This is a genomic window from Flavobacterium sp. ZB4P23, from assembly GCF_003970375.1.
GTDB lineage: Bacteria > Bacteroidota > Bacteroidia > Flavobacteriales > Flavobacteriaceae > Flavobacterium.
Genome location: NZ_RYDK01000006.1, coordinates 218,051 through 229,626 on the forward strand (window position 1 = coordinate 218,051; position 11,576 = coordinate 229,626).

Annotated in this window: 10 protein-coding genes; 7 read left to right on the plus strand and 3 right to left on the minus strand. The window is 36.3% G+C overall.

Annotated elements, in window-relative coordinates; all coding sequences use genetic code 11:
• The first annotated feature begins 355 nt into the window (after positions 1-355).
• Together asnS and rpoN are read left to right on the plus strand one after the other, a co-directional pair.
• Positions 356-1,792, plus strand: coding sequence for an asparagine--tRNA ligase (asnS, locus tag EKL99_RS11465; protein ID WP_126457974.1), 1,437 nt, complete (start codon positions 356-358; stop codon positions 1,790-1,792).
• Positions 1,793-1,867: 75 nt separating this feature from the next.
• Positions 1,868-3,334 carry an RNA polymerase factor sigma-54 gene (gene rpoN / locus EKL99_RS11470; RefSeq protein ID WP_126561306.1) on the plus strand — a complete coding sequence of 489 codons (1,467 nt, stop codon included), beginning with the start codon at positions 1,868-1,870 and terminating at the stop codon, positions 3,332-3,334.
• Positions 3,335-3,601: 267 nt separating this feature from the next.
• Here the strand turns inward: rpoN and EKL99_RS11475 are convergent, their stop codons facing one another.
• Positions 3,602-4,741: an 8-amino-7-oxononanoate synthase gene (locus EKL99_RS11475; protein WP_126576984.1), complete on the minus strand. Its 1,140-nt coding sequence runs from the start codon at positions 4,739-4,741 to the stop codon at positions 3,602-3,604.
• A 294-nt stretch (positions 4,742-5,035) separates the two neighbouring features.
• Between EKL99_RS11475 and EKL99_RS11480 the strand changes: the two genes are divergently transcribed.
• The 5 genes from EKL99_RS11480 (at position 5,036) to EKL99_RS11500 (ending at position 9,484) form a co-directional block, all read left to right on the plus strand.
• Positions 5,036-5,575, plus strand: a complete 540-nt coding sequence (locus EKL99_RS11480) for a hypothetical protein (RefSeq protein ID WP_126567889.1) — start codon at positions 5,036-5,038, stop codon at positions 5,573-5,575.
• Between the two features lie 487 nt (positions 5,576-6,062).
• A complete protein-coding gene (locus EKL99_RS11485) occupies positions 6,063-6,986 on the plus strand; it encodes a hypothetical protein (protein ID WP_126567887.1) in 924 nt (307 codons plus the stop codon).
• On the plus strand, positions 6,976-8,532 hold the full coding sequence (locus EKL99_RS11490) for a phosphatase PAP2 family protein (RefSeq protein WP_126576985.1): 1,557 nt from the start codon (positions 6,976-6,978) through the stop codon (positions 8,530-8,532). Before EKL99_RS11485 ends, EKL99_RS11490 begins: the two co-directional genes overlap by 11 nt.
• 359 nt (positions 8,533-8,891) lie before the next feature.
• Complete coding sequence (locus EKL99_RS11495; RefSeq protein WP_126576986.1) at positions 8,892-9,272, plus strand: hypothetical protein; 381 nt, start codon at positions 8,892-8,894, stop codon at positions 9,270-9,272.
• Positions 9,273-9,274: 2 nt separating this feature from the next.
• Positions 9,275-9,484 carry a helix-turn-helix transcriptional regulator gene (locus tag EKL99_RS11500; protein ID WP_126552982.1) on the plus strand — a complete coding sequence of 70 codons (210 nt, stop codon included), beginning with the start codon at positions 9,275-9,277 and terminating at the stop codon, positions 9,482-9,484.
• 167 nt (positions 9,485-9,651) lie between these two features.
• Here EKL99_RS11500 and EKL99_RS11505 read toward each other — a convergent pair whose 3' ends face one another.
• Both EKL99_RS11505 and atpD read right to left on the minus strand, forming a co-directional pair.
• Positions 9,652-9,933 (minus strand): F0F1 ATP synthase subunit epsilon, encoded by a 282-nt coding sequence (locus tag EKL99_RS11505; RefSeq protein WP_126457953.1) that lies wholly within the window; start codon positions 9,931-9,933, stop codon positions 9,652-9,654.
• A gap of 69 nt (positions 9,934-10,002) precedes the next feature.
• Positions 10,003-11,514: a F0F1 ATP synthase subunit beta gene (atpD, locus tag EKL99_RS11510; protein ID WP_073204939.1), complete on the minus strand. Its 1,512-nt coding sequence runs from the start codon at positions 11,512-11,514 to the stop codon at positions 10,003-10,005.
• Positions 11,515-11,576: the final 62 nt, after the last annotated feature.

Consider the following 11,576-nt stretch of genomic DNA (forward strand, 5'->3'; position numbering starts at 1 on the left):
ATGATTTTAAGTTTTGTACTGCTGGTATTTGAGGCGAGATTGTGCCTATCAAAATACCAAGAATTAATTACCAGAAAATATTCTCATTTATGTGATCAAAAAACTAAAGCATTTCAGTTATCAATCACAATCCTATTTATTCTCAAAGAAGATCTTCAAAAACCGTACTTTCACTACTCCCTAGCCCTGATTGCAGTGTAAATCCTTTTTATTTTTTCTTTAAAAATAAAAAGATTGCAACGGAAAGCGGGAAATAGCTCCAGATTGCTTCACTCCTCGCAATGACTTTTAAAACAAATCATTTATATTTGCAGTTCAGTTACAGACAATTTTTAATATCAATTATACCCCTAAAATGAGACATACAAAAGTTAAAGACTTACTAAACAGTACCACGACGCTTCATGAAGTGAATGCAAAAGGATGGGTGAGAACTTTTAGAAACAATCAATTTATCGCGTTGAACGATGGTTCGACTATCAATAATATACAATGTGTTGTCGATTTTGAAAACACTCCAGATGAAACCTTGAAAAGAATTACCACTGGAGCAGCAATATCTGTAACCGGAACTTTGGTAGAAAGCAAAGGTGCAGGACAAAAATTTGAAATTCAGGTAGCTAAACTGGAAATCCTTGGAGATTCAGATGCGGAGAAATTCCCAATACAACCTAAGAACAAACCGAGCTTGGATTTCTTGCGGGAAAATGCGCATTTAAGAGTGCGTACTAATATGTTTGGAGCTATAATGCGTGTACGTTCGGTATTGTCGTATGCAGTTCACAGTTATTTTCAAGAGAAAGGTTTTGTGTATGTGAATACACCAATCATCACCGGATCAGATGCCGAAGGTGCCGGTGAAATGTTTAAAGTTACCGCCTTGCCATTTGACGGAACGCCAAGAACCGAAGACGGAAAAGTGAATTACAAAGAAGATTTCTTCGGGAAAGAAACGAACCTAACGGTTTCGGGACAACTGGAAGGAGAAACTTTTGCCATGGCTTTGGGTCAAATTTATACTTTTGGACCAACATTTAGAGCCGAAAACTCGAATACTTCGCGTCACCTTGCAGAATTTTGGATGATTGAGCCCGAAGTGGCGTTCAATGATTTGAACGACAATATGGATTTGGCCGAAGATTTTATTCAGCATGTAATCAAATACACTTTGGAAAAATGTCCTGAGGATTTGAAATTCCTGGAAGGAAGATTATTGGATGAAGAGAAATCAAAACCAGTTGCGGAAAGAAGCGAAATGGCTTTGCTGGACAAACTAAACTTTGTTTTGGAAAACAATTTCAAACGTGTTTCGTACACCGAAGCCATTGATATTTTAAGGGATTGTACGCCTAATAAAAAGAAAAAATTTAACTATATCATCAACGAATGGGGAGCTGATTTACAATCAGAACACGAGCGTTATTTGGTGGAAAAACACTTTAAATGTCCGGTAATCTTGTTTGATTACCCGGCAAATATCAAAGCATTTTACATGCGTTTGAACGAAGACGGAAAAACGGTTCGTGCGATGGATATTCTTTTCCCAGGGATTGGAGAAATCGTGGGCGGTTCTCAAAGAGAAGAGCGTTTTGATGTTTTAGTTGAAAAAATGAAAGCCTTAGGAATTGATGAAGAAGAATTATGGTGGTATCTTGATACCCGAAGATTTGGTTCAGCGGTTCACTCTGGTTTTGGACTTGGATTCGAAAGATTGGTATTGTTTGTAACAGGAATGACAAACATTCGTGACGTAATTCCTTTTCCAAGAACGCCAATGAATGCGGAGTTTTAAAAAAGTTTATTCGGTTAGTCGGTTATTCGGTTAATCGATTCAACAAATAAACGGTTAACCGATTAAACAATAAAAATGCTGAAGCAATTCTTAAATTTAAAATTATCACAGAAATTATCTCCTCAACAAATTCAGTTGATGAAGTTAATTCAATTGCCTACGCAAGCTTTCGAACAGCGTTTACTGGAAGAAATGAACGAGAATCCAGCTTTGGAAACTGGAAAAGAAGAAGATGAGTATGAAAAGGATGAATTCGAAAACGAAGATTATGACGATTATGATGATGCGGAATCAGAGCGAATTGACGCCGAAGACATCAACATTGACGAATATTTAAGCAATGACGAAACTCCGGATTATAAAACGCAGGCTAACAATTATAGTGATGATGACGATGATCGCGAAACGCCTTTTGCCGCGCCAGTGAGTTTTCATCAGGATTTAATCAATCAGTTGAATACCTTCATCCTGAATGATGAAGAGCGTGATATTGCCGAATTCCTTGTAGGAAGTATTGATGACATGGGATATATTCGCCGCAGTGTTGCTGATATGGTAGACGACATGGCATTCACGCAAGGCATTTATACCGATGAGAAAATGGTCGAAAAAATGCTGCAGGTAATTCATGAACTGGAACCATCCGGCGTAGGCGCACAAGATCTACAGGAATGTTTGTTGTTACAATTGAAACATAAAACACCGACAGAATCCGTAGAACTGGCCACTGACATTATCGAAAATCAGTTTGATGCTTTCACTAAAAAACATTATGACAAGCTGTTACAAAAATACAATGTTTCAAATGAGCAGCTTAAAAAAGCAATTCACGAAATAGAAAAACTGAACCCAAAACCAGGAGGATCCTTTACCGGAAACAATAAAATAACAGAAAACGTAGTTCCTGATTTTGCCATTAGAATTGTAGACGGTGAACTGGAACTGACTTTAAACGGTCGAAATGCTCCTTCTCTGCACGTTTCTAAAGAGTATCAGGAAATGATGCAAACGTATAAGGATTCCAGAGACAAATCGGCACAACAAAAAGATGCAGTGCAGTTTATAAAGCAAAAGTTGGATTCAGCTAAATGGTTTATCGATGCGATACGCCAACGTCAGGAAACCCTTTTTGTAACCATGAATGCGATTACGCATTATCAGGAAGAGTTTTTTCTGGATGGTGATGAAACCAAGTTGAAACCGATGATTCTAAAAGACATTGCGGACATGGTGGGTCTAGATATTTCGACTATTTCACGGGTGGCCAACAGCAAATATGTGGAAACGCCTTATGGCACGAAACTGATCAAGGAATTCTTCTCGGAATCGATGAAAAACGACCAAGGGGAGGATGTTTCGACACTGGAAATAAAGAAAATTCTTCAAAATACAATCGAGGAAGAGGACAAGAAAAAACCACTTCCAGACGATCAATTGGCTGAAATTCTTAAAGATAAAGGCTATCCCATCGCGAGAAGAACGATTGCAAAATACAGAGAACAACTTGATATTCCTGTGGCGAGAATGAGAAAGAAAATATAGGCGATGCGTTAAATAAGGACCAATTTAAGCACTTAAAATACGTACAATAAAAAATTAATTTACAAACCATATTAGGTTTAAATACTAATCGCTTCTTTCCTAATAAAGTATCGATAGTTTACAATACAATTCACCCGTATTCTTTATGCTTTTTTGATTATTTGAATTCAGGATTAATCTGCAATCAAAAGTAAACCCATAATTACAGCAAGAAGTACGTTAATGCACTAATCTGTTTTAATCCTTGAAATCCGAAGCATCCGCTGGCTAAAAAAGAAAAGTGCACAACAAATGTAACACTTCCGTAATTTCTTGCGTCGAATTGTAACTATGAATGCAAAAACGCAGGCGTTCCTGCCCTTCGGGAACCGTTGGCGAAAGTATAGCTTTCACATCAAATCCTTTTTCCTGCAGTTGACTGGCGATGGTTTTTACTTTTTCATTTCCGGGAATAATGGCCGATTGTATTGCCGATTTGCTTCGGACGAAAAGTGGTTTTAAACTCAATAAATTTTTCTGCTGATTGAAAAATACAATGTTTTCTCTTAATTTTAAAATTGAAGCCGAATCTTTTTCTAAATGCTGGTACGCAACCAAAATCGCAGCAACAGAATGTGGCGAAAGCCCTGTGGTATAAATAAAACTGCGGGAGAAATTTACTAAATAATCCCTCAATTCAACCGAGCCTAAAATCGCGGCTCCATGGCATCCCAGTCCTTTCCCGAAAGTCATAATTTGAGCAAAGACATGTTCTTGTAGACCCTGCATTTGAACCAATCCCTCGCCTGTTTCACCAAAAACGCCCAAAGCATGCGCCTCATCCACAACAAGATAACAATTGTATTTAGTTGAAACCAAAACCAATTCTTCCAAATTGGGACAATCACCATCCATAGAAAAAACAGATTCAGTAACGATATAAATAATAGTGTTTGGATTCCGTAAAATCAATTTTTCTAAATCCTCAAAATCATTATGATTGAATTTATAGGCTTTGGCTTTCGACAGTTGGATTCCGTCCCGAATAGAAGCATGACACAATTCATCGTATAAAATCAAATCGCCTTTTTGTGGAACGGCACTAAAAAAACCAATATTGGCATTGTAACCCGAATTAAAAATCAAGGCTGTTTCTGATTGGTGGAAACTGGCAATACAGTTTTCTGTTTCTTGATACAGCTTATGGTTCCCGGATAATAATCGGGAACCGGTCGCCCCGTTTTGAATGATAGTATTCGTAATTAAATACTCGTGCGTCTGATTAAATATAATTTCTGATTGTGAAAATCCCAAGTAATCATTGGAAGAAAAATCAATTCTTTTACTTGATAAAGGCAATTTTCGCAACGCATTATTTTGCTTTCGAATTTCAAGTTTAGCGGATAGATTTTCTGGGAAATGTTTCATAGTCCACAAAAATAAGCATCTTTTTTGGTTTATGGATTTTGCGCCATTTTTGTTTACTAATTTCTTCCAATTAATGAATTTTGAAATAGAAATTCTAATACAGAATCTTGTTTCATTATTCAAAAAAAAATAATTCTATAAAAATTAACAATTAAAAAACAACTATTAAAAAAAAATCTACAAATTTTTCCGAAAACGGTTTCGTTTTATATTTTTATAAAATTGTGTTAAAAAAAACTTAAAATTAATATTGAAGATAATAACCTATGAAATAGTTTTCTACTTTCGGCAAATATGAAACGAATTGCATCACTTTTTTTAATAGTAACGTTGTTTTACAACGTGATGGGATACTATCTAATGTTTGCTTATCAAGAAGAGCAAGCGTGGGTATCTACTATGGAAAAAAGACATGATACAGAGTTTGAAGTAATCCAATTGAATGCAACTTTATATTCTTTTATTGAAGACACTGATTTTGAGTACGTCAATGAAGATGTGGTTATCAACAATAAAAGGTATCATATTTTCAAGAAAAGAATTCAAAATAACATACTAAGTTTGTATTACCTGCGCAATGCACATCAAGATGCAATAAACCAGGATTTAAAAGATATTGTTGACAATCAATTATTTAATGGATCTTCCTCTAAAGAGTCTCCGGTTAAAAAACTCATGAAGTCTTTTCTTCAAGATTATATTTCAAATAATACTGTTTGCGTAGCTTTTTATCCAAAAACAGCGATGCTTTCTGCTGAACCTATCATTACGCCAAACCAGGCGTTAGATTCCGGGTACACTTCCATTTCGTATTCACCACCTGATTTCGTTTAAATCTTCATTCATTTTAGTAGAATCATTCGCTTTTATCCGGTTTTTATAAGTCAAGATAATTCATGATTGCTTTAGCTACATCTGTACATTTATTACACCCTTTCGATAGAAATTGTGCCCGTTATAAATACAAAACAGGTTTTTGTGTTTTCTAAATTCACTTTTGTGAATAATTTGATAGGCCATTTTGCATTGCTATTCTGGTATACTTTGTATAACTAGCCTTTAGGACCATGACTAAAATGGATTTATAGAACAGTTCTCTGTTTGAAAAACGCCCTTAATCAATGCATTTAGCCTTGTAAATTCAAAGAGGTTTTTTGGCTGAAGCCAAAAACAAATCTTGTTTTACAGCGATATTACTTGACAAACAATCACTATTTTTTAACTCAGACCTTCTTAGGTAAAAAGTTGTTGTTGTTGTACTATTTTATACCATTATCCATTCTAAAAAAGGCTAAAACCATTAACCAAAAACCATTTTTTAATGAAAAAAATTTATCTGAACTGCCTGCTATTGGTTCCTCTATTTATAAATGCCCAAACCGAGATTGACGGAATTATGATGAGTAAAAATAATTTTTGTTTTGGAGCCGTTTACCAGTACAGCAGCTGGAACGAGTATTGGGAAGGAACTTTCAAAAGAGAAAATCTTAATCTGGGTACTGTTTCAACAAAATCAATTGCTCTAATGGGAAACTATGGTGTTTCTGATAAATTGAATATTATTTTCAGTCTTCCTTACGTGGATACACATGCAAGTGCTGGAACAATGGAAGGCCAAAAAGGATTACAAGATATTTCACTAACAGTAAAATACATGCCATTTGAAAAAACAATTGGTAAAGCTACCTACTCGTTATATGCTTTGGGAGGACTTTCGGCTCCAGTTTCTGATTATTCAGCTGATTATTTACCCTTGAGTCTTGGCCTAAAAAGCAAGACAGCATCTTTACGCATCATGGGTGATTATCAAAGAGGTCATTTTTTTACCACTATTTCGGGAGCGTATGTAAAAAGGGCCAATATAATTATTGATAGAAATTCCTATTACACAACCGAAATACATTACACCAATGAAGTAGACATGCCAGATGCTATTTCGGTTAACTTGAGAATTGGCTATCGTTCCACTAGATTAATAGCCGAAGCGATTCTGGACAATTGGGCATCACTATCCGGAGGATTTGACATCACTACCAACAACATGCCTTTCCCGAGCAATACTATGAATGCCTTAAAAATTGGCGTGAATACTAAATACACACTCCAGAAAATTCCGGGATTATCTCTTATTGGGGGGTGCAATTTTGTTACGGAAGGTAGAAATATTGGCCAATCAAACACCTTCTACGGTGGTTTATTTTACATCCTTAATTTAAAAAAAACAGCACAAGAAAATGAAAAATAAAACACAAAAAATAGCCTATTACAGTCTTTTGGTTCTGTTTCTTACATTGAACCAATCTTGCAGTGATGAGCTAACAGAACGCAACGAGCAATTCCCTCAATTAAATCCTATCAATACAGACGAATTAGCAGGGACCTGGAAAACATTCTTACTGACTACTCCGGATGAGTTCTCTTTGGATGCACCAATAGCAACTACTGCAGCGGCTTTTACAAGAGAAATAAATGAGATAAAAAGCTATCAGGCAAACATCACGCAAGACCAAAGAAACATCATAAAATACTGGAGTGCCGGAGGAGTTTTGCGTTGGAATGAAATCATGCGAACATTAGTGGCAAGACACAATCGACCGCCGTATCAAAATGAAGACGGAACCTACCCTGCACCATCTGGAGCAAATCCGTTTGCGAATCCGCAGTTTCCATTCTCAAATCCGCCTTATGCAGCCAGAGCGTATGCCTATGTGAGTGCGGCGCAATGCGATGCGATGATAGCAACTTGGCATTATAAAAAACTGTACAATAGAGCTGCACCTTTTACGGTTGATGCTACATTACCGGTTTTAATCCCAAAAAGCAACTTGCCTTCCTATCCCTCTGAAGATGCTGTTTTAGCAGGAGTAACGGTTGAGTTATTAAAATTATTATTCCCAACAGAAAGCGCTTACATACAAGAAAAGGCAGAGGAACAAAAATTGTATCGAATCATTAGTGGTGCCAATGTTCGCAGTGATGTGGATGCTGGAATTATTTTAGGGCGAAAAATAGCAACCAAATTTATCGCAAGAGCAGCTGCTGACGGAACAGGAGCTGCTATTGGCAATCAAGCGCTTTGGACACAACTGGAAACTCAAACGGCAGCAACCGGAGAAACTCCATGGAAATCATTAGATATACCAGCAAGACCTCCAATGCTACCATTATTTGGAAAAGTAAAATCATTTCTTATGACTCCTGAAATGGTTGTGGCCAGCCGCCCGATTCCACCACCATCTACAAAATCAGAACAATTTGCAAAAGAATTAGCTGAAGTAAAAAGCTATGGAAAAAATGCCACTAGAAAAAACATGGAAATTGTTGCTTTTTGGGCTGATGGAGTAGGAACTTATACGCCACCCGGACACTGGAATGCAATTGCATCAGAGTCATTTGTAGCACTCAATTATAGTGAGGTGCGCTGGGCACGAAATCTAGCGTTGCTAAATATTGCTATGATGGATGCGGCGATCTGCTGCTGGGACGCAAAATACACGTACTTTAACCCCCGACCTTCCCAAATAGATCCGTCTATAAAAACATTAACCGGGATTCCAAATTTCCCTGCTTATGTATCCGGCCATTCTACCTTCAGCGGTGCGGCCTATGTTGTTTTATCACATCTCATCCCTGCAAAAGCACAAGGTTTTGTAGCTATGGCAAAAGAAGCTTCGGATTCCAGAATGTTTGGATGCATTCATTATAGAAGCGATTGTGAAAAAGGACTTGAATTAGGCGAAAAAGTGGGTGGCTTTGCAGTTGCAAGAGCTCTTATTGATGGTGCCGAATAACTAAAAATAATCAAGTTGGTGATTTGTTTTAATGGTTTGTTTTAATATCTAATTTTATCAACTACCTCCTAACAGATGTTGGAAACCTGTTAGGCTTTTTTATAAAAAAAACTATTAAAAATGAGTTTTGTCTAAAACAGTTTTTAATTCAGATTTAAAATAAAAAGAAAAAAAATACCTGTAATTAATTTTTTTTTTATATTTTATTGTTTTTAAACATTTAATTATTGTTTGTCAATAATTTTTATATATTTACAAGAAAAAATATGAGAAAAATTATTATTTTAAATTGGGTTTTAAAGATCTTCATAGGATTATTAATCTTAGCTATCCCAATAAACGAGTGCTTACGGTATAACATGTCTAGCGAAGAAATAACTATAATGTACAAGGAATCTATTTTCGGAAATTTAAGTCCTTATATAATGATAGTACGGATAGCTGTATTAATATTAGCGTTGTTTAATATTCAAAAAGGGCTACAAGGATTTATTAAAGAAGGCTTTTTTAATTTCAAAGGCTCAGAGAGATTTAAAAGAAGTGGCTACCTTTTGTTGCTTTTAAGCGTTTATGGGATCATAATTAGACTGTTGGGCATGAGTCAGAAGCCAAAGGACCAAATACTTTCTGATATTATTATGTATTTGTTACTACTTGCAATTGGCATTGGGTTATTAGCTTTTTCTGATGTTATTAAAAAAGGAAATATCATAGAAACTGAAAATAATTTAACAATATAATCATGTCTATAATCATCAACTTAGACGTAATGCTCGCTAAACGAAAAATGCGCTCCAATGAACTGGCGGAACGGATGGGAATCACAACAGCCAATCTGTCTATTTTGAAAACCGGAAAAGCAAAAGCGATTCGGTTTTCGACTCTAGAACTGATTTGTGAGATTCTGGAATGTCAACCCGGAGATATTATGGAGTTTGCAAAGGATAAATAATCTCTTGTTCTCGACTTTTTAGCCCAGATGGAAACGGCATCCTTTTACAAAGCTTCCAGCCTTTTGAAGGCTGGAAGCTTTGTAAAAGATATAGTGGACAGCTGGACATAGCTCCAAAAAAAAAGCCCCACAAATTGTGAAGCTTTGATTTATAACTCAAAATTATTTTAGTCAACTAAAATAATAACTTTATTATCTTTCATTTCAATTGTTCCTGAAGTGATCGTTAGCGTATAATTTTGATCATCTAACTTCGTGAATTTACCTACTACCTCTTTTGCAAAAGCAAAAGTAGAAGCTGTAATTTTCACGACACCTTTTCCTAAAATAGAAACGATTGGCGCGTGGTTATTCAAAATTTGAAAGCTTCCGTCAACTCCGGGCAATGTAACCGAAGTTACTTCTGCTGAAAATAATTTTGCTTCTGGTGATACTATTTCTAATAACATACTTTTTAGTTTACAGTCTCAGTTTACAGTCACAGTACTGAATACTGAGCCTGAACACTGAACACTAATTTATGCTTCCGCTAACATTTTTTCTCCAGCTTCGATAGCTTCTTCAATAGTACCTTTAAGGTTGAAAGCGGATTCTGGCAAGTGATCTAATTCACCGTCGATAATCATGTTAAATCCTTTGATAGTATCTTTAATATCCACTAACACTCCTTTTAATCCTGTAAATTGCTCAGCAACATGGAAAGGTTGAGATAAGAAACGTTGTACACGACGTGCTCTTGAAACGGCTAATTTATCTTCTTCAGATAATTCTTCCATACCAAGGATCGCAATGATATCTTGTAATTGTTTGTATTTTTGTAAAATTTCTTTTACTCTTTGTGCACAGTCATAATGCTCATCACCTAAAATTTGAGGCGTAAGGATTCTTGAAGTTGAATCCAATGGATCAACCGCTGGATAAATACCTAGCTCAGCAATTTTACGAGATAATACTGTTGTTGCATCAAGGTGAGCAAAAGTTGTAGCCGGAGCCGGATCCGTTAAATCATCTGCAGGAACGTAAACCGCTTGCACTGATGTAATAGAACCTTTATTTGTAGATGTAATACGCTCTTGCATCGCACCCATTTCAGTAGCCAATGTTGGTTGGTAACCCACTGCAGATGGCATACGGCCTAAAAGTGCCGAAACCTCAGAACCTGCTTGTGTAAAACGGAAGATATTATCCACGAAGAACAATACATCTTTCCCTTGATCAGTTCCTGCACCATCACGGAAATATTCAGCGATAGATAATCCAGAAAGTGCTACACGAGCACGAGCTCCTGGAGGCTCATTCATTTGTCCGAAAACGAAAGTAGCTTTAGACTCTCTCATTCCTGGCATATCCACTTTAGATAAATCCCACCCTCCATTTTCCATAGAGTGCATGAATTCATCTCCGTATTTTATAATTCCTGACTCTAGCATCTCACGAAGTAAGTCATTTCCTTCACGTGTTCTTTCTCCTACTCCTGCAAATACAGAAAGTCCACCGTGACCTTTTGCGATATTGTTAATTAACTCCTGAATCAATACTGTTTTACCAACTCCAGCACCACCAAACAATCCAATTTTACCCCCTTTTGAGTAAGGCTCAATTAAATCGATTACTTTAATACCTGTGAATAAAACTTCAGATGAAGTTGACAAATCTTCGAATTTCGGTGCTTGTCTGTGAATAGACATCCCGTTTTCTCCTGTTTTTGGCAAGTTTCCTAAACCATCAATGGCATCTCCAATCACGTTGAATAAACGACCGTAAACATCAGCACCAATTGGCATTTGGATAGGATTCCCTGTTCCAACTACTTCATAACCTCTACTCAAACCATCTGTTGAGTCCATCGAAATGGTACGTACTGTGTTTTCACCAATGTGAGATTGTACTTCAAGTACTAATAGTGTACCATCTTTTTTTGTGATTTCTAATGAATCATAAATTTTTGGAAGTTCAACATCCTTACCGTTGAAAACAACGTCAACTACTGGGCCAATGATTTGGGCAACTTTTCCTATTACTTTTGACATCACTTATGTATTTATTAAATAGCTATTTAGGTTTATGAAACAGAACCAATCGAAACATATCG

Coding starts and splice junctions, on each gene's coding strand:
- EKL99_RS11500 (WP_126552982.1), top strand. CDS start 9,275: ATGTCTATAATCATCAACTTAGACGTAATGCTCGCTAAACGAAAAATG.
- EKL99_RS11475 (WP_126576984.1), bottom strand. CDS start 4,741: ATGAAACATTTCCCAGAAAATCTATCCGCTAAACTTGAAATTCGAAAG.
- EKL99_RS11485 (WP_126567887.1), top strand. CDS start 6,063: ATGAAAAAAATTTATCTGAACTGCCTGCTATTGGTTCCTCTATTTATA.
- rpoN (WP_126561306.1), top strand. CDS start 1,868: ATGCTGAAGCAATTCTTAAATTTAAAATTATCACAGAAATTATCTCCT.
- EKL99_RS11495 (WP_126576986.1), top strand. CDS start 8,892: ATGTCTAGCGAAGAAATAACTATAATGTACAAGGAATCTATTTTCGGA.
- atpD (WP_073204939.1), bottom strand. CDS start 11,514: ATGTCAAAAGTAATAGGAAAAGTTGCCCAAATCATTGGCCCAGTAGTT.
- asnS (WP_126457974.1), top strand. CDS start 356: ATGAGACATACAAAAGTTAAAGACTTACTAAACAGTACCACGACGCTT.
- EKL99_RS11505 (WP_126457953.1), bottom strand. CDS start 9,933: ATGTTATTAGAAATAGTATCACCAGAAGCAAAATTATTTTCAGCAGAA.
- EKL99_RS11490 (WP_126576985.1), top strand. CDS start 6,976: ATGAAAAATAAAACACAAAAAATAGCCTATTACAGTCTTTTGGTTCTG.
- EKL99_RS11480 (WP_126567889.1), top strand. CDS start 5,036: ATGAAACGAATTGCATCACTTTTTTTAATAGTAACGTTGTTTTACAAC.